Below are 18,102 nucleotides of genomic sequence, written 5' to 3' on the forward strand. Positions count from 1 at the left end.
GACCCTCCGCCTTGTAGCGAATGTAAAAGTTTTCAAAATCTTCGTTGCTGTAATACATAATTTATCAAGATTAATGTTACAGCCGCGAATGTAGTCGGTTTTACTCAGGCTGTGCTTGGACGCTTACAGCCTAAAGACCGTATCGAATACAATATGCTTTTGGTCCTTGAAATAACCGAAATCGGTAAAAGCTTTATAAGGTTTTTTATTATCGCAAAGATACGAGTCTTGATAGGTAATGTCCTATTATAATATTTTAGACATTGTGATAGCGGAGTTGAAGGGCTTGACACCAATCGCAATAATTCACACCTAATTTCTTTGTTTACAGAATAATCTCTTCCATAACTTTGATATGGTATAAAATTAGAGAACTCTTGTCGCTCAAAATTTACTTCCCCTTGTATCCCCTCAAAAATCTTTTGACCACGAGGCGTTGAAATCGTTACTCCAGATACCCCCGTATGATTGTTAATATAGGATTTACCCCAAAAATCACCAAGTCGAATGTCGGTATATTCTAACGTACCTCTCAACATACAGTCTTGGCAAGAATCATTTAGGACTAAATCCGAAAAGAACATCTCATAGAATTCATCTTTAATTTTAGGCGAGATATACTTTCTTCTATTGCCGTTAACATCCTCTACTACTACTACTACTACGTAGAAACTTCCCCATCCCCTGACTTTACTTCTGAAATTTACAGATAGTATTTTCTTCGCCCTTAATTTGGTCTTGATATCGTTTATGTATTTTTCCCATACATTGATTGAAGGGCAACCATGACAATATAAATCAATCAGAATATGGTTATCTCGTAGCTTGCGATTAGTCAGATATCTGTCAATTGCATAGATTTGACAGGGTAATCCAAATACGGCAAATCTTTTATCCTTAGATGTCTTTACCAATTCTTTAAAAGCGTCAACAGAATACGACTGTATATATTTAGAACCCCTGAAACTGAGGATCTCTTCATGTGAAGATGCAATTTTCCCTTCTGCTACATTATCATCGGTATTATAGGCAACTCCAACACAGTCATACCCTTCATCAATGAATTTCCTTGCCAAAACATCAGCTATACCACCTGAAGTAGTTGATTCAACTATTTCCGGATTCTTAGCCCAGGCGGCAACAATCTTTTTGTTTGCGAGGTCGCTCTTTGAAATCGAATGGTCAAACTTATAACATGACTTGACACATAATCCGCAGTCGATACATTTGTTTATATCTATTTGGGGCCGATAAAAACCGTTATCATCAAGTCTAATTGTGATAGCATCTACGGGGCAGACTGCGCCACACATCTGACAAGACGTACACGGCCTTATTTGTGATTTATCATCAATATTCATGGATTAAGCATCTTTTGGAGTTCAGCCATAGACATTGCGCGTCTGCGTTCCACTTCTGCATTAACTGCATTATAGTTTATCTCCTGTGACAATGCAGCGTCAAAATTAGACCAATCACTAAAAATCCGGTTTGTCAGACCGTATTCCTTTAGCAGATTTGTAAGTTTAAGATGATTGCTTTCGCGAGTCCTCACGGCGAATGTTGCGCCTGTAATTATGGACATTATGCTGCCGTGGAATGTGTCCGTTATCACCGCTTTTGCATGCTTAAAGTATGAAAGGAGATTTATGGGATCGACATTTACATTTATATCACACCAACTATGATAGAATCCGGGAGATAAGGTTTTTAGCCCTGTTCTTTTCGCATAGTCTTTGATTGCCTTTACCTCTTCGGGATTGTTCATGCGGGAATCATAGGCATATACCAAAATATAGTCGGAGTCAATAGGGCGTCCCATATTTTCAATCTCCTCACGATAGCCATATAGAAGGACGGGGTCATCAACTATAGGTGGTTCTTTCCCGGTAAGAGCCTCAACTACCTCCGCACTATTCTTATCACGGACTGTTATGTATTTCATTGAATCCAACCCACCCTTAACGAATGCTCTCGAATGTAATCTATCCACATCCCCTATAGTAGTCGGACCAAAAGATGCCGCATAGGCATAAACATTGTCGGATGGCAGGCAGTATCCAAAGAATACCGGCGTCGGCCCTGTGTGAAGTGCAAATACTTCATCACTGCCGATTATTACAGCGTCAAGATGAGAAATTTCGGAATAATAGTCTCCGATTATATTTCTCTCTTTCTTAAACCGTTCGAGAGTTTTTCTTTTCTTGATATTATAAAGGGTTTTTGCTATTCCGTTCTCTTTTAGATAACCAAGATATATTGGGATTGAATTTATTGAAATGTTATATTTGCTTTTAAGAGTATGGCCAAGAAAGTCGTAATTCTTATCAAATTGCAGTGCCTTAGCATTATGACTTTGACGCTTTAGGCAAGATATAAGCGCGTTTAATTGCAATAACGCGCCGTGATTGTGAACATCGTAATGTGTTATAATACCAATATTCATTTTCTAAAAAGTTTTTGGAATATGAAACCACGGAGGCGGTTAGGCATGGCGACTTGGACGGCGAAGCGGCCAAGGACGTTGTAGCAATAGTGCGGCAGCGAGATGATGCGGTGTCGGAGCATATAGTCTTGAATACCTTTTTCGCTCTTGAAGTACTTCCAACCGCCGCGACGGCGGTACATGTCCGCGCCAACTCGTACGTTGACCAATGTATCCGGCAGATTGGCAAACCGGCATCCGGCCTCCGCCATCCGGATCCACAGATAGTAGTCTTCATTGAAGTGCCAGTCCATATAATTGCCAACCCCCAAGACACGTGAGCGTAACATGGTTACGCTCATGTGGTTAAAGGGACAACGCCCCTTTAACCACATGAGTATTTTATCATGTTCACAAGGCACTATGCGCTTACCGACAATGTTACTTTCTTCATCAATGAACTCCGAAATCTGTCCGCCAACCAAATCACATTCCGGATGCTCCTCCATATAAGAAATCTGCTTTTCGAATCGGTCAGAAGCAGAGACATCATCCGAATCCATTCGTGCGATAATTTCATTTGAGGCGGCCTCAACGCCGACTCTTAGTGCATTGCCAAGTCCTTTATTTTTAGGCAACCATATCACTTTGAAAATACTATTCGTCACTTGCTCATAATCTCTGACAAGAACTTCCAACGCTTCCGGCACCAGCCCGTCAACTACGAGAACAACTTCGTTAGGTTTCCGTGTTTGTCCAGTGGTAACACTCTCAACTGCACGGCGTACAAATTCAGGCTTATCGTTCCGATAAACCGACATTACTACAGAAAAATACATGAATAATATCTTATAGATATTTTAATAGTATACTATGCACTCTAACGTACATCCCCAAAATAGTAAAATGACGGCCTTTAACTAATGATAAAAACAACCGTTTACGCAAAGAATATGCTTGTAAAAACTTGTTTTGAGACCACCGCGAAAATTTTAGCTCAAAACCATTAACAATTTCTCTTAACTCAATTGTAGGAATTTTAGCTTTTATCCCATTGAGAATAGCACCATATAGAATGGTTTTTATTCCATGAAATTCAATACAACTACTATATGGAGGCTCTAGGAATGAAAGTGTATAATCAAATGATTTGATAAAATTATAGGTGACATCCGGCTTGTGAATACTTGAAAGCGACGAATTATTATGAATGTAATAATAAAGTGGCTTATCGCTGTATTCAATTTTCTTTGCAGAACCTATCAAAAGCGGAATAATCGCTATATCTTCTGCATTACGAATAGAAGGTAATGGATATATAGATAATAGGCTCTTCTTAATACAAAATCTCCAAATTGCTCCTGTAGATTTAGCTATAAAAGAATCTTTATCTGAGAAATATGAAGATGCTGTAACTCGCTTGGTATTTCCAAAAATGTGATAATACCCGAAATATATTAAATCGGGCTTTTTATTTAGGATAATCTCATTCAAAGACTCAAAATAATCATCTGAGATGTAGTCGTCGGCATCCATAAAGCATATGTATTGTCCATCTGCTTTACTCAATCCGATATTACGGGCTACTCCCGGACCTCCGTTTGTATTAGCTTTGATAAGTTTTGAGTTTAACTCAGTAGTACATATAAGATTATCGATTTTTTCAAAACTGTCATCAGGCGAACAGTCGTCAATGATTATTACCTCGAATTCCCTGAACGATTGACGTTGAAGCGATTCTATGGCCGGTTGAATCTTGTCGCCACTCTTATACTCGGGAATAATGATGGAGAACCTAAACATTGTTATAAAATCTAATTATTATTTATTTTACAGAAATGTTTAATCGACAGCATCATGAAGATGAATATCCAAAATTTACCCTCTATTATGTAGCTACCCGAGATTAGATATCGTGCGAAAAGAGAAAGGAATGCAAATGCGGTGATTAGGTAATATCCATTAATGAAATATGCATTTATGATAAGGTAGGCTAACCATAACAAAATCAACGGTCCGAATAACCATCCAAAATCCATCATTATTTCATAAACAAAATTATGAGGATATGCTTGACCAAGAACAAACGTTCTATTTCCAAAGAAACCTGAGACTTCAACCCCCATGCTACATATACGAGATTGACATGCTTCATAAATTGCATCTCGAGCAGAACTCTCCACCAAATTCCCTTTAAGATATAATGTAATGAAGCGCGAGTCTCTGAATATTGGCAAAGTGGCCATATATTCCATTATTGAATCAAGATTGATATAAATCAAAAGGAATAATATCGATGCTATAATAAAAATGATTGCGTTTTTTGAATTGTATATCAATTCGTAATACAATATAAAAGCGATTGTAAACAATATGGTAGCACGGGCTCCGAAACTAACCATGGTGACTAATCCGGCAAAAAAGAATGCAAGGTTTACCACGCTGAACCGCTTCCTCAGCACTACATACATAGCTATAACCAACGGAGACATCGCATAAGAGAACTCCATATAATTGAAGGAATCTGTAAGATCCATTGAGCTATGACCTCTAACAATCACTATAGAACCAAATACTATGCCAATTTTTGCAAATGGTGAAAATATTTCAAAAAAATTAGACCAATCATTTATCTTAAACACCACCAACGAAGCAATCGGAAAGAAGAAAAATGATGCAAGCAGGAAAGATTTATCTAAGTAGTATTCAGTATTGCCGTTGATTGAATACGACAATAAAATCAAGAATCCCAAAATAATAATAGGTACAATATCCTTTGGCTTTATTTTTCGAACGGCAAAACCATAGGCATATCCCCCCACAATAATATACGTTACTATTGAGAAAATTACATTCTCTCCAATTAAAGATTTTGAGAAATCAAGGAACGAAGGCAACACCAACAGCAGCGACAAGGTGTACAGCCGTCGGATATTGTATTTATCTTTCTTTGCAATCAAAGGATTCCCCATTTTTCAAATCGAGTTTTAATATAAAATAGTAATAGTGTCAGAGACATGGAATTATTCATTAGTTTTAATGCCGCCCGCTGATAAAGTCCAAGAATTGGTGGAATGGGCACCTCAAGTATCTTTGATGTGTTGATTCCTTTTTTTATAAATCGTTTGCGCTCACTAAGTCCGCCCTCCATTTTTGGTGAAAATACGAGTTCAAGAGCCTTGATAGTGTTGCAGATAAATTCTTTCTGTAACATCTGCTGAGTTTGAAAATCATCCGAGTTCCACTGATAGATGGTCGTTTTGCGGACTTCGTTCAGACCTATGACTGCATTGATATAGTCTAACGGATACTTACTCCATGTTTTTTTTATGTCGTTGACTTTGTATGTGTACAGTACATCGGGAATAAATTTAACCTTATAGACATAACACATATATCGTCCGATAAATCCCTCATCCTGATGACGCCGAAGGTTAGGAAATATAATGCTGTACTTTTTAATTACTTCAAGATCAAAGAACTTGTTCCACGGAGCTCCCTGTATACCCCATTTGGTACGCGTACCCATGCATTCACTATACGATTTCCGTAACTCGTCACCAGTTGCAATTCTTTCTTCATATACTTTTACGGAAATTTCTTCGCCACTAGCCTTTATGCTTCTGAATCCGAAAACGACCAAATCGCAGGTCAAATCGGAAGTGATTGCATCAACCATGATTGCGATAGCATCTGAAGATAGGACGTCGTCAGCGTCTGGAAAGTAGATATAACGCCCCGATGAAGCCTTTATACCTTCATTGCGAGCTGAGCCCGAACCTCTATTTTCGGTGTGGATTACGCTTATTCGGCCATCCTTGCGAGCCAACGTCCGACACACCGTCAGGGAATCATCAGTAGAACCATCGTCCACCAAAACTAATTCTATATTCTTATAACTTTGGTCAAGGAGACAACACACGCATTGTGTCAATGAGTCTCCCATATTGTATACTGGTACTACAATGCTGACCAAGGGATTTTCAATAAGATTATTATGCGACATGCAAGTAGATCTATTTAGGTCTGTAAGGCGATTTAACCACTAATCGAGATTCGTCGTGGGACAACATCGCATCGGCAAATTCCGCACGGGTCATCATATAAGCGGCATTTTTGACCTCATAATCCTCCCAAGTAGTGATGATTTTAGCCGGATTGCCTCCAATTACGACTCTCTCAGTGTCGAAACTTTTTGTTACCACGCTTCCCGATGCAACAATAATATTATTCGCCAAAGTCACGCCATATAGGATTGTTGAGCGCTGGCCAATGAAACAATTATCACCAATACATATGCGCCCGAACAAGTTTGATTTCTTAGGATTGATTTTGATACAAGAATTATCGTGGGTAATAAAAACAACATCGGCCGAGATAGTGACATTGTCCCCAATAGATATCAACTCAGACTCTCCGGTTGATATGTCTGAATAAATGTTACAGCCCCCCCTATTTTGGCACCTCTTTTCTTGAGATATTCAAATATTGGCTTTTGTGAACCCGTAATTTTTGACATAAGCTTTACAAATAAATAATGAGGTTTCATGGATTATACCATTATCAAGATTGATAATTATATGTAAAATTGCGAACTTTGGATTTATATTTTTCTGGCATAAGTCTTACAATTGTGCCGTATATGCCAAAAGTTTTTATTATAAGCCTTGGATGAGAACATAATAATCTCAGTTTATTACATAGAGAAAGACAAAGATTGTAACTCATAGTAAGTATCTTTTGTTGAAATAAATTGTGGTATGAATAGTCGGTATACCTATCTAGTGTTTCATACATTTTTACGTTTTTAGCAATGAGCACCGATATTTTTTCAGAATTATAGATATTTGACGAGTAATTACTAGTCCATGATCCTTTTGAAAAAATTCTGTATACGCACATATTATCTTTAAAAATTCTCACTTTGTATTTATGAGACAAAAGAACTTGCAACGGATAATCTCCAACATGAAATTTACCTATAATATCAGGCAATTCTGAATAAACCTCAGTCCTATACATTATAGAACAAGTGTTAATGATGTCGCCTCCATTAAGTATAATCTTTTCTATGTCAAAATCAATATCAGTATGGACATTAGAAATATGGCTGATATATTTAGACGTATTGCAATTATATGTTTTGGCATTAGAAGCACACATTGAGTATTCAGGGTGGGATTCTAAGAAGTCGACTTGCTTTTGGAGCTTGAGCGGATCTGTCCAGTAGTCATCGCCCTCGCACAAGGCATAATATTTGGCGCCGGTTTCTTCGCAGGCTTTGTCCATTATGCGCCTTAGCGAGCCATCTCGCTTCGAGTATTGGTTCTCGGTTTCGTAGATGGGTTTGATTATGTCTGGGTATTTCTCGGCATATTCGCGGATGATTGCGGCTGTGCCGTCGGTGGAGGCATCGTCATGGACGATTGCCACGAACGGGAAGTTCGTCTTCTGCATCACGAACCCCTCCAACGCATCGCGTATGTACGGCTCGTGATTATACGTTATGCAACGTATGGCAACTAACGGATTCACTTCTTTAGTATCACTCATATCTTCGTTCTATTTAAGCAAATCAATAGCATTTGCATATCATTTTATTTTTGACCACGTTCCCGTCCCTCCTCGATTAATCACTTTGTCTCGATACATCAATCAAGCCCTTCGAAAGGAGAGTCTCTCCGTCAACTAAGATTCGTTTATCTATTTGCTTTATCAAAGTCAAATCGTCAAAGAATGGAGGTCGATTTTCAACTTTCTCTGCTTCAAGGATGTACATAGGGCGACCCAGTTTTTTGAAGAATTCGATCTCTTTGCTGCAATATGGAGAGGTTACACTTGATTTGGTTTGGATGAAAAGAAGTGATGAAGATTGGCGGAGACGTTCATACAGCACTTTGAAAGTATCGTTGTTCTGTTTTTCGCGAGCCAACATTTCTGCATCATTAATCCAATCAACATACACGACCAGTCCTTGTCGATTTAAAGACTCCTTAACTTCAAGAAGCTCGGTTTGACGACCATAACTATGTGAAAGAAATACATCAAAATGCTTATGTATCTTATGTTGATTATCGTAGATACGTTGAATCAACTCAGAAGGATTTTCGTCTAAATCCTTGACCTTTGTAGCTGACAGTTTCTTTCTGCCGTTCCTTTTATGAGAGAGTTTTGGTGTCAGCCCAAAACTACAAAGGATTCTATATGCTAATTGACGCAACTCATCATTTTTCTCACAAGCATTTATTTTCTCTAAAAACGAGATTATCTCCTCGCATTTGAACTTTGCACATTCAAGTATTATAAGGTATCGGGAGTTAACATCAAGAGTGTTCTTTCTCCTTATATTGAAATATTCCTTGATGAGATTATTTACATAATCAGGAGTAACCTCTTGGAATTGACGTATCCGCTTCGCATCTATCTCTCTTATCTTATGCGCTTTTCTTTTGCCGCTATTAAGTAGTTTCTCCAATCCTTTTGACTTCTCTAATTCGTATTCATCCGTAGAATGTTCATTTCTACTTTTTTGCAGCGAAACCTTTGCGACATCAAGAATCAAGGTTCTGGAAGATAAAGGATATATGGCCTTCAATCCATTCTGTCTACGGCTATTATACACCCTTAAATGTGATTGATACCGATTTTCCAATTCCACCCATAAAGAGGGGTATATCTCTTTGAAGAAACTAACGAATGCCTCATCAGTAAAACCTTTGGGCATCACTTCAGCAACCTTCTTAAGAGGGTATTTAAGCCTCTTTCTTAGTCTAATCAACTCCGTTGTCTTCATTCTCTCATAGATACCCATTACAATAAGACTAATCAAACAAATGAGAACACTAAAGACGCAAGTCCTAAAAGCAAATAAAAAGGAGTAGTAGAAATAGAGCGAAATCCTCCCAACAAACCGATTAATTGTTCTGACAGACTACTTTTCGGAATACTAAACAAATCCGGTTCTTGTCCCTCCTTGATCCTTGCAATAAAATCATCGCAAATCCTTTTGAACCTACGCTCAAGGCCAAGGTAGTATGAATCAGTCAAGAACATCAAAAATGTAGGTATAGCAGCGATCAGACATTTCTCGCATCCATCATAATTTGACAACGCTAAAACAGCTGTAAGAATGGTAACAGCACATACTTTGCAGTTGGCACTATTTGATGCCATTCGAGAGATAATTCCTTGAAGTAGCCCTACGTAAGCTATAACGCATGGGCGGTCTAATTTGTCGTAAGTACTCATAACTATCCTTTTGAATAAAGAAACCACAATTATTACCAATAAAAAGTCTTAAGCATTACAGCCTCGGACCTTGATATGTTATCTTAATTTCGTAAAAATTAACGGTTATCTTGCTGTATATCCACCGTCAATAATAAGGTTAGAACCTGTAACCCACCGTGATGCATCGCTCAATAGATATATCACTCCATTGGCAACATCTTCAGATGTTCCTATACCGAGTGGGAATCCATCTACTCGCTTTTTCCGTTCATCATCTGTGAGGCTCGCCAGATAATCCTTCATCATCGGGGTAAGGATTGTCCCCGGAGAAACAGAATTCACCCTTATTCTCCTTTTTGATAATTCCAAAGCCATCACCCTAACAGCACTGTTTATCGCACCTTTTGAAGCAGCGTAGGCACACACTCCGCCTCTTGCTATCAAAGATGTTATAGAGGAGATAAGGACTATGCTTCCACCATCTTTAAAAGTCCTTCGTGAGCATAATTGCCGGATTATTTCAAAGGCGCTGAATGCATTGGTATTGAACACTTCCTCATAGTCAGTTTTCTTAAGGAATTTGACAGGCAAAGTTTTTTCAATACCTGCAGAATGAACAAAACCATCGAAAGCCCCATGCAGCGTGGCCAGATCCTCAATATAAGTAGAAGGTATTTTATCCAGATCCGTAGTTTTGTAGTCATGATCTGAACCGGACAACATCCTCAACGTTTCCACAAGCCGACTTTGATTCCTTCCGACCAGAAGTAGTCTAGCTCCCATGCGGTCGCAACTGACTGCACATTGGCGTCCAATCCCTGATGAAGCGCCGGTAATCAGGATATGTTTTCCTTGGAGAGAGAACGGATTAGAACTTTCTGTCATACCTCTGCCACATCACTTATTTTACAGTCAACAAACGGCACAATCGCGTTTGCCCATGTCATGCCTACTCCGAATGCACTTAAGAACAGCTTCTTGTCTCCGTCCATCTTGTTTTTCAGCTGATCAACAATGGTGAGCGGGACAGATACCGATGACGTATTGCCGTATTTGGCTATCGTTGATGGTATTTTTGTAGTGTCAAGTTTCAGCTTTTTAGCAAGATAGCTGTTGATGAAGTTATTAGCTTGGTGGAATACGCAGTAATCCATCGTTTGGATGTCTTGGCCGGAGAAAGCGATGAGCTTCTGTATATCCTTGGGAATCTCGCGTATTACGAAGTTGAACACGTCGCCACCGTTCATGTAGCCTTGTTCATCGGAGCGAATATTGCCATATTCGTCCACCACTTTTTCCTTGATAGTTTCCGCACTTGAAGGCATACGGTAACCTCCGCCATTAATTTTAATCAAGTCTCCGCGCGAACCATCGGAATTTAGCGAGAAATAGCTTGTGCCGAATTTCTCATCTCTCTCGACAAGAGCCGCAACACCTCCATCTCCGAAAAGAAACGCCGAACGGCGATCTTTAGGAGAATAAACCTTTGAGCGAGTTTCCCCATCAAGAATCAGAGCTTTGCGTAATCCGGTATTTTTCATCATAGAGAAAGCGACCGTCAAACCGTAGATAAATGCCGAACAGCCGAGGTTTATGTCAAAAGCAATCGTGGAATTAGGAAGTCCCAAGCGATCCTGAAGGAGAACCGATGTCGCCGGCATACGATAGTCCGCAGTCTGCGATATGAAAATTAGCAAATCTATTTCGCTACGATCGATATTGTTGTCGGCAATAAGTTTCTCGGCGGCGGCGAAGCAGAGATCTGATGAACAAGTCTTTTCATCCGCAAAACGACGTTCGTAAATGCCTATCTTCTCCACCACTTCCCTTACCTGATCTTCGGGGAAATACCGGGTGTATTTCAGATTCTCTATGACTGTATGCGGAACTGCTGCCGCAAGAGCGGTGACACCCACACCATCAAAAGTAAGGAAAGCCATCTTTTATTTTGTTGCGTCGTCTATATATCGAATCAAGTCTTCGATAGTTATGAGTTGTTTGAACTGCACATTTTCAATCTGGATGCCGTACTTCTCATCGAGCATTGCGATGATATTCAAATAGCCTAGTGAATCCCATTCGTCAAGTTTACGAAATTCCGTTTCCACACTGATTTTGGAAGCATCCTCAATCTCAAGGGCTTCTGCAAACGATTCAATAAATTTTGTTGTCTCCATTTTAAAAAATAATATTTTTGGCAGGTACACCAAAAACGGTGACCCCTGGTTTGACATTTCTTAATACTACACTGCCTGCGCCGACGATAGCATTACTGCCGACTTTCATGTGGGGCAGCAACCGAGTTCCGGGATGCAAAGTTGCAAGCTCTCCCACTTCCGAAAATCCTCCTAAAAAGGAATACGCGCCCAAGTGAGCCCAATCCTTTACAATGCAGTCGTGACCCAATACAGAGTATCCCATTATGGTGACAAAGTCGCCTATTGTTATATCGCAACTAATACTGCATTCAGTCCGCACAATGCATCCGCACCCAATCTTTGTATTCATGCCGATCTGAACACCTGGATGAATCAAGGAGACGAAATTTCCTCCCTTAGCAAGAATTTTTTCAACATACAACTTCTTATATTTCACGTTTCCCAATGCACATACGAATACATCATCCGGTTGAACTTCATAATCTTCGACAGATGAGACAATCGGTGGATACCCCATGTATCCATCAAGAGAATCTATCTTGTCATCAAGAAATCCTTTACATTCAATATTCCCCAAGCCCTCCTTGCATTGCATAAAAAGATTATAGACTTCCCTTCCAAATCCGCGAGCTCCTATTATATAAAGATGTTTCATTTACCGAAATTTTTAGTACACGGTTGATATCCTCTTCACTCAGTGCATGGTGCATCGGCAAGCAGAGAACAGAGTCTGCCAACTTGTAGGCGTTGGGAAGGTTCTCACGTGTGGCGGATGGAAGTCCGCGATACGTTGGGAACTCGCCGATAAGGGGATAGAAGTAGCGGCGGCCGAGAACGCCAGCTTCTTTCATGGCGAAGTAAAGTTCGTCACGTGTCTTGCCGAATCTTTCCGCATCGATAAAGATGGGGAAGTAGGAGTAGTTATGACGGACACCGGGCATATCATCGAAGAAGGTGATGCCGTCAACATCACGGAGTGCCTCACGGTAGCAGTTGGCTACTTTCTGGCGGGCGGCGATGGCGGCATCCACTTGTCGGAGATTGAGTATGCCGTATGCCGCACGCATCTCGTCCATCTTGGAATTGATACCTGGTGCAACGACCGTTGTCTCGCCGGCAAAACCAAAGTTTTTTAGGTAATCGATGCGCTGTTTTGTTTTTTCGTCGTGGCAAACGAGTGCGCCACCTTCGATGGTGTTATATACCTTAGTGGCATGGAATGAAAGTGTTGACATGTCGCCGGCGTTGAGGATGGACTCACCATCCACTTCCACACCAAAGGCATGGGCGGCATCATAGATAACTTTCAGTCCATACTTGTCGGCAATCTCCTGGATAGCCTTGGTGTCACACGGTTTGCCGTAGCAGTGCACCGGCATGATGGCCGTCGTTTTGGGCGTAATGGCCGCTTCAATCTTGCTTGGGTCAAGACCGCAATTTGACGGATCAACGTCCACAAACACAGGCTTGATGCCGTTCCACCAAAGCGAGTGGGTGGTGGCGACAAAGCTATAGGGTGTCGTGATCACCTCGCCGGTTATGCGGAGCGCCTGCAAGGCGGTAATCAGCGGCAATGTTCCGTTAGTGAACAGACTGATGTACGGAACTTTGAGGTATTCGGCAAGTTCCTTTTCAAGCTGTTTGTGAAACGAACCGTTGTTCGTTATCCATTTGCTTGCCCATATTTCTTTGAGCAATGCGTTAAACTCATCCAAATCCGGAAGTAGCGGGGATGTTACGGTTATCTGTTTATTTTCCATCATTTAAACTGTAATTGGGGCCATTTCTTAAAAATCAGGCCGTTTATATATGATGTAAGTTTAGGTTCTATGTATCTGCCCCTGAGCCAGTCAATACCGGCACAAATGATAAATATTGTCAGGACGGAAACGATAGCGTATCCTAATGTCCAAGGCACGGAGTCTCCGAAATGTCCGACACAATCAACCGTTTCCCTCCACAGCCATTGTCGCATGGCGTCTGAATTGGCATGGATGAGTAGCACCCCGAACGTGGCGGCTCCCACAGTATTTATAAACCGAGAATAGGGTATCTTAAGGTCTTTGAAGTACATAAAGGAAGATACTGCTATTGCGAGCGACAGGAATTTGTTGCTGTCTGCCACAAAGAAATATGGTGCGAATGTATCGGTATAACCCAATTCATAGATAATTCCCAATCCAAGTATAGACAATGAACCTACAGCCAACGTGAAGAGTGCCAACACTCCCCACATTGCGTGTGAGATTTTCGGGAATATCCCATATAGTCTTATGTACGAGGAAATCATGTAGAGAGCCATAAACCAGGTGACGTAATTGAAAGTCATGTGAAGTTTCGCAATTGACGGCAACATGGAGAATGCTACCACAATCAATATTACCAGATATTTATGCAAATCCTTGCCAAGATGCTCCACAAGTGTGTTCAGAACCGGGATAAACAGGTAGAACAGGAGAAAACAGCTGACGAAACCGCTTGATATTGATTTTACCGGCCATAAAGTCCATATCAGCTTTAAGGGAGAGACGATCTCATGACCGGAAAAGCAGAAGATTCCGTATATTATCACTCCATAGAATGCAACCTGCAGATAAAGTTTTATCAGTTTTTCTATTGTGAATCTCGATTTGCACATGAAATAGCCTGTAATCAGAACAAAACAGTTGATACCGGTCTTGCCCCATGCTCCAAACAGGAGCATCACTCCAGAGTTGACTATATCGGGTGATTCCTGGATATGTTGTATGAGACCGGAGTTGACCACATAGTGGTGTGCGACAATCAACAACATGACGATAATCCGGTAAAGTTCCAGATTTGAGTTGCGAACGCTCTTCTTATCGTTAACATTCGTTAAACGAGGGGGGGGGGGGGGGATAATCATTGGATTCACAATAAGATGCTTAATAGTTCAGTGCTTGACTACCTTCATGAAAGCTATGGTTTTCACGGAAGTAGCGGGGATGTTACAGTTATCTGTTTGATGGTTATTTCTTGAATCTCGTGAGAAATCGTTTTGCGATCTCTTCAAGCTCGATGTATTCGGGCAATCCCATTTTCTTTGACAGACCGATTGCTATTGCGGCGCCAACCCCTATCTGCAAGGGGAATACGATGAATGGCGAAAGAGGAACAAACGACAGGGCAAAGACGACTGCAGCCATAGAGAGTGCGACTCCGAATGAGGGCAGGATGTCCATGATCTGTTCTTTGATGGAGTAGCCGATTGCCGGTCCTGAGTAGTAGGCGTTGAGATAATACGCCACAAAGCCGGTGAAAACGCTTCCGATGAGCATCCAATAGATATTGACAAAAATGCCGAGCAGAATCGGCCCGACAGCCACCGCTTTCTTGATAATCTCAAGTTTGAGGAACAGGTCTGAACGGCCTTGGACCTGCAGCATATTGAGATTCAGCGAATGCAACGGATAAAGCATCATCTGGAAACATATTATCTGAAGGAGCGGCACTGCCGGCAGCCACTGATCTCCGACAAGCACCCGGATCATGGGTTTCGCACATCCGGCCATGCCAAGCATCAGAACGAAGGTGGGCAGCATGGCTGTTTTGATGATCCGCTTGTATCCGGCCTTGAGGCGTGGTTTGTCATCCTGGATACTGCTCAACACCGGGTAGCTGACGCGCTGCACGACTGCATTGAGGTTGGATGAGAATATCGAACCGAACTGTTGGGCCCGTGTATATTGACCGAGCGTAGCCGGGGCATAACACTTGCCGATAACGACTTGGTATATCTCACGCCATGTAGTGTCTATCAATCCCGAAACAAGCAGTTTCCACCCGAACCCGAACAATTCTTTGAAACTATCGAACGAGAACTGCAATTTCGGATACCATTTGGCAAAAGACCATAAGCAGATCGTATTCAACCCCTGTCGTGAAATCTGCTGTCCGACAAGCGCCCAGACCCCGTATCCTGCCAATGCCATTCCGATACCGACGATGCCGCTTGAAACCGAAGATATCAATGAGATTTTTGTCTGGGTCTTGAAGTCAATATTTTTCATCAATATCGTGCGTTGGATGATGGCAAACGCATTGATAATGATGATAACAGACATTGCCTTTAGAAGATTCGTCAGCGGTGGCCGATCGAAGAAGCTGCTTATGGACGGTGCAAGAAGATAAAGGGCCGCGCATAGCACAACACTGAGTCCCAAATTGCTGACGAAAACGGTATTATAGTCCTTGTCCGTTGCATCGTTCTTGCGTATCAGCGCGTTTGAAAAACCGCTGTCGACAATGCTGTTGAATACAGAGATAAAGATGATTATAATGCCTAAAAGGCTATAATCTTCCGGAGTAAGCAGCCTTGCGAGCACCAACCCGACCAGAAATGTAATTCCCTGACCGGAAACGGAGTCAACAAAGCTCCACATTGTCCCGTTGACAGTCTTATGTTTGAGGGATTCGCCCATTATCTGTTTTTGTACATCTCCTCGTAGTAGCGTTCGTAGTCGCCGGAGGTGATGTTGTCCATCCAATCTTGGTGATCGAGATACCAGCGGACGGTGCGCTCGATACCCTCCTCGAACTGGAGCGAGGGTTCCCAACCAAGTTCTCTTTGCAGTTTCCTGGAGTCTATGGCATAGCGCATATCGTGACCGAGGCGGTCGGTAACGTAGGTTATCAACTCGTCCGAGTAGCCTTCGGGATTGCCGAGCAGGCGGTCAACGGTCTTGATGATCACCTTGATGATGTCGATGTTCTTCCACTCGTTGAAGCCGCCGATATTGTAGGTCTCAGCGATAGTTCCCTTGTGGAAGATCAGGTCGATGGCGCGGGCATGGTCTTCGACATAGAGCCAGTCGCGCACATTCTCGCCCTTGCCGTAGACGGGGAGCGGCTTGCGATGGCGGATATTGTTGATGAACAGCGGAATCAGCTTCTCCGGAAACTGATACGGACCATAGTTGTTGGAGCAGTTGGTGACGATGGTCGGCATACCATAGGTATCGTGGTAGGCACGGACAAAATGGTCGCTCGACGCCTTGGATGCGCTATACGGCGAGTGCGGATTGTACTTGGTCGTTTCCAAGAAGAACTCCGTACCGTAGGCATGATGATGTTCCGACGAGGCAGTCGTGGTAAACGGCGATTCTATTCCCTCGGGGTTCGTCAACTCCAATACACCATATACTTCATCGGTGGATATATGGTAGAAGCGTTTCCCCTCGTACTTTTCCGGCAATGACTCCCAATATTCTTTCGCGGCTTGAAGCAATGACAACGTTCCCATCACATTGGTACGGGCGAAGGTGAACGGATCCTTTATGGAGCGGTCGACATGGCTTTCGGCGGCAAGGTGGATGATGCCATCAATTTCATGCTCATCCATTATCCGACGCATGACCTCAAAGTCAACGATGTCTGCCCTAACAAATGTATAGTTCGGTCTGTCCTCGATCTCCTTCAGGTTGGCGAGGTTGCCGGCGTAGGTCAGTTTGTCAAGATTGACGATCCGATAGTCGGGGTATTTGTTTACAAACAGCCGCACGACATGGCTACCGATAAATCCGGCTCCGCCGGTGATGAGAATGTTACGCTTCATGATTTTTATTCCGTTTGTAGTTCATCTCTTCAATCGCCTTCAACAGGTTTTGTTCGCACTGTTTTTTTAGCATAAGTCCGGCTGCTTTACGTAACTTAGGGATACTCGTGATGTCCACATAACCACACAGGCTTGATAGAGCCGAGTAGGTAAAGATGATTTCCCCGATAAGGTAAAGATGATTTTCTGTATTCAGAATTTCAACCTCGATTTATCTAATTCCTTCAGGCAGCCCTGTCGAATGGCATCAGACAACTCTGTCGAATCACCTTAGACAGGACTGTCGAAAGACATTAGACAGCCAGACAGCCACTCATACTCATAGCAATTGTGTTTTCCCCTCTTTTACGTTGTGTACAAAGGAGGAAAAATGGCATCTTATCCACTTGGTAGAGCCAGTGTGGGAAAGATGATTTCCCTTACCAGGGAAGACACCTTTCCCTTACCAGGGAAGAGACTATTCCCCGATCAGGGAAGAGGGTTCAATCATCCAATCCCCTAACGTATGCCGCTCACTGTCAAAGTTGATGGCGACCTTTACGATGGGCAGGCCGCAGAGGGCGAAGCGTTCCGGGTAATTGCGCAAATGGATTTGATCGAGGGTAATGCCTGCGGTCTTGTTCAACTTCAATTCCACGATGTAGAGCGTTGTCGGTGTGCGCATCACCATATCCACACGGCCTCTGGGAGTACGGACTTCCACATCCACATAC

The 18,102-nt window shown here is 42.1% G+C and carries 19 protein-coding genes; all 19 read right to left on the minus strand.

What is annotated here, in order from left to right:
- Positions 1-104: 104 nt before the first annotated feature.
- A complete protein-coding gene (locus G7Y39_RS12075; protein WP_165157708.1) occupies positions 105-1,361 on the minus strand; it encodes a Coenzyme F420 hydrogenase/dehydrogenase, beta subunit C-terminal domain in 1,257 nt (418 codons plus the stop codon).
- Complete coding sequence (locus G7Y39_RS12080; protein ID WP_165157709.1) at positions 1,358-2,446, minus strand: polysaccharide pyruvyl transferase family protein; 1,089 nt, start codon at positions 2,444-2,446, stop codon at positions 1,358-1,360. The genes G7Y39_RS12075 and G7Y39_RS12080 overlap by 4 nt, the downstream gene beginning before the upstream one ends.
- Entirely contained in the window at positions 2,443-3,264 is an 822-nt protein-coding gene (locus G7Y39_RS12085; protein ID WP_165157710.1) for a glycosyltransferase, read from the minus strand. The genes G7Y39_RS12080 and G7Y39_RS12085 overlap by 4 nt, the downstream gene beginning before the upstream one ends.
- Positions 3,265-3,274: 10 nt before the next feature.
- The gene (locus G7Y39_RS12090) at positions 3,275-4,228 is read right to left on the minus strand and encodes a glycosyltransferase family 2 protein (RefSeq protein WP_165157711.1); all 954 of its coding nucleotides are present in this window, start codon (positions 4,226-4,228) and stop codon (positions 3,275-3,277) included.
- 11 nt (positions 4,229-4,239) lie between these two features.
- Complete coding sequence (locus G7Y39_RS12095) at positions 4,240-5,397, minus strand: hypothetical protein (protein WP_165157712.1); 1,158 nt, start codon at positions 5,395-5,397, stop codon at positions 4,240-4,242.
- The gene (locus G7Y39_RS12100; protein ID WP_165157713.1) at positions 5,382-6,431 is read right to left on the minus strand and encodes a glycosyltransferase family 2 protein; all 1,050 of its coding nucleotides are present in this window, start codon (positions 6,429-6,431) and stop codon (positions 5,382-5,384) included. The genes G7Y39_RS12095 and G7Y39_RS12100 overlap by 16 nt, the downstream gene beginning before the upstream one ends.
- Before the next feature lie 10 nt (positions 6,432-6,441).
- Positions 6,442-6,831 carry an acyltransferase gene (locus G7Y39_RS12105; protein WP_206225168.1) on the minus strand — a complete coding sequence of 130 codons (390 nt, stop codon included), beginning with the start codon at positions 6,829-6,831 and terminating at the stop codon, positions 6,442-6,444.
- A gap of 157 nt (positions 6,832-6,988) precedes the next feature.
- Positions 6,989-7,978, minus strand: coding sequence for a glycosyltransferase (locus G7Y39_RS12110; protein WP_165157714.1), 990 nt, complete (start codon positions 7,976-7,978; stop codon positions 6,989-6,991).
- Positions 7,979-8,054: 76 nt separating this feature from the next.
- On the minus strand, positions 8,055-9,218 hold the full coding sequence (locus G7Y39_RS12115) for a hypothetical protein (protein ID WP_206225169.1): 1,164 nt from the start codon (positions 9,216-9,218) through the stop codon (positions 8,055-8,057).
- 32 nt (positions 9,219-9,250) lie between these two features.
- Positions 9,251-9,673, minus strand: a complete 423-nt coding sequence (locus G7Y39_RS12120; RefSeq protein WP_165157716.1) for a hypothetical protein — start codon at positions 9,671-9,673, stop codon at positions 9,251-9,253.
- 105 nt (positions 9,674-9,778) lie between these two features.
- Positions 9,779-10,540, minus strand: coding sequence for an SDR family NAD(P)-dependent oxidoreductase (locus tag G7Y39_RS12125; RefSeq protein WP_165157717.1), 762 nt, complete (start codon positions 10,538-10,540; stop codon positions 9,779-9,781).
- Positions 10,537-11,595 carry a 3-oxoacyl-ACP synthase III family protein gene (locus tag G7Y39_RS12130; protein WP_165157718.1) on the minus strand — a complete coding sequence of 353 codons (1,059 nt, stop codon included), beginning with the start codon at positions 11,593-11,595 and terminating at the stop codon, positions 10,537-10,539. The genes G7Y39_RS12125 and G7Y39_RS12130 overlap by 4 nt, the downstream gene beginning before the upstream one ends.
- Before the next feature lie 3 nt (positions 11,596-11,598).
- Entirely contained in the window at positions 11,599-11,832 is a 234-nt protein-coding gene (locus tag G7Y39_RS12135) for an acyl carrier protein (RefSeq protein WP_165157719.1), read from the minus strand.
- A 1-nt stretch (position 11,833) separates the two neighbouring features.
- Positions 11,834-12,469 (minus strand): acetyltransferase, encoded by a 636-nt coding sequence (locus G7Y39_RS12140; RefSeq protein WP_165157720.1) that lies wholly within the window; start codon positions 12,467-12,469, stop codon positions 11,834-11,836.
- Positions 12,417-13,574: a DegT/DnrJ/EryC1/StrS aminotransferase family protein gene (locus G7Y39_RS12145; RefSeq protein WP_165157725.1), complete on the minus strand. Its 1,158-nt coding sequence runs from the start codon at positions 13,572-13,574 to the stop codon at positions 12,417-12,419. The genes G7Y39_RS12140 and G7Y39_RS12145 overlap by 53 nt, the downstream gene beginning before the upstream one ends.
- Positions 13,574-14,701: an acyltransferase gene (locus G7Y39_RS12150; protein ID WP_255453024.1), complete on the minus strand. Its 1,128-nt coding sequence runs from the start codon at positions 14,699-14,701 to the stop codon at positions 13,574-13,576. Before G7Y39_RS12150 ends, G7Y39_RS12145 begins: the two co-directional genes overlap by 1 nt.
- A 103-nt stretch (positions 14,702-14,804) precedes the next feature.
- Positions 14,805-16,256, minus strand: a complete 1,452-nt coding sequence (locus G7Y39_RS12155) for a lipopolysaccharide biosynthesis protein (RefSeq protein ID WP_165157722.1) — start codon at positions 16,254-16,256, stop codon at positions 14,805-14,807.
- Positions 16,256-17,389, minus strand: coding sequence for a dTDP-glucose 4,6-dehydratase (locus G7Y39_RS12160; RefSeq protein WP_165157723.1), 1,134 nt, complete (start codon positions 17,387-17,389; stop codon positions 16,256-16,258). The genes G7Y39_RS12155 and G7Y39_RS12160 overlap by 1 nt, the downstream gene beginning before the upstream one ends.
- Before the next feature lie 457 nt (positions 17,390-17,846).
- A partial coding sequence (locus tag G7Y39_RS12165; protein WP_206225170.1) for a PD-(D/E)XK nuclease domain-containing protein occupies positions 17,847-18,102 on the minus strand: 256 nt, incomplete at its 5' end.

It is taken from the genome of Parabacteroides sp. ZJ-118 (assembly GCF_011038785.1).
In the GTDB taxonomy this organism is placed as follows: domain Bacteria; phylum Bacteroidota; class Bacteroidia; order Bacteroidales; family Tannerellaceae; genus Parabacteroides.

Excerpts from the sequence above, each read along its gene's own strand:
- G7Y39_RS12110 (WP_165157714.1), bottom strand. The coding sequence starts at position 7,978 with ATGAGTGATACTAAAGAAGTGAATCCGTTAGTTGCCATACGTTGCATA.
- G7Y39_RS12095 (WP_165157712.1), bottom strand. The coding sequence starts at position 5,397 with ATGGGGAATCCTTTGATTGCAAAGAAAGATAAATACAATATCCGACGG.
- G7Y39_RS12135 (WP_165157719.1), bottom strand. The coding sequence starts at position 11,832 with ATGGAGACAACAAAATTTATTGAATCGTTTGCAGAAGCCCTTGAGATT.
- G7Y39_RS12160 (WP_165157723.1), bottom strand. The coding sequence starts at position 17,389 with ATGAAGCGTAACATTCTCATCACCGGCGGAGCCGGATTTATCGGTAGC.
- G7Y39_RS12125 (WP_165157717.1), bottom strand. The coding sequence starts at position 10,540 with ATGACAGAAAGTTCTAATCCGTTCTCTCTCCAAGGAAAACATATCCTG.
- G7Y39_RS12150 (WP_255453024.1), bottom strand. The coding sequence starts at position 14,701 with ATGATTATCCCCCCCCCCCCCCCTCGTTTAACGAATGTTAACGATAAG.
- G7Y39_RS12085 (WP_165157710.1), bottom strand. The coding sequence starts at position 3,264 with ATGTATTTTTCTGTAGTAATGTCGGTTTATCGGAACGATAAGCCTGAA.
- G7Y39_RS12080 (WP_165157709.1), bottom strand. The coding sequence starts at position 2,446 with ATGAATATTGGTATTATAACACATTACGATGTTCACAATCACGGCGCG.
- G7Y39_RS12090 (WP_165157711.1), bottom strand. The coding sequence starts at position 4,228 with ATGTTTAGGTTCTCCATCATTATTCCCGAGTATAAGAGTGGCGACAAG.
- G7Y39_RS12100 (WP_165157713.1), bottom strand. The coding sequence starts at position 6,431 with ATGTCGCATAATAATCTTATTGAAAATCCCTTGGTCAGCATTGTAGTA.
- G7Y39_RS12115 (WP_206225169.1), bottom strand. The coding sequence starts at position 9,218 with ATGAAGACAACGGAGTTGATTAGACTAAGAAAGAGGCTTAAATACCCT.
- G7Y39_RS12140 (WP_165157720.1), bottom strand. The coding sequence starts at position 12,469 with ATGAAACATCTTTATATAATAGGAGCTCGCGGATTTGGAAGGGAAGTC.
- G7Y39_RS12155 (WP_165157722.1), bottom strand. The coding sequence starts at position 16,256 with ATGGGCGAATCCCTCAAACATAAGACTGTCAACGGGACAATGTGGAGC.
- G7Y39_RS12075 (WP_165157708.1), bottom strand. The coding sequence starts at position 1,361 with ATGAATATTGATGATAAATCACAAATAAGGCCGTGTACGTCTTGTCAG.
- G7Y39_RS12130 (WP_165157718.1), bottom strand. The coding sequence starts at position 11,595 with ATGGCTTTCCTTACTTTTGATGGTGTGGGTGTCACCGCTCTTGCGGCA.
- G7Y39_RS12120 (WP_165157716.1), bottom strand. The coding sequence starts at position 9,673 with ATGAGTACTTACGACAAATTAGACCGCCCATGCGTTATAGCTTACGTA.
- G7Y39_RS12145 (WP_165157725.1), bottom strand. The coding sequence starts at position 13,574 with ATGGAAAATAAACAGATAACCGTAACATCCCCGCTACTTCCGGATTTG.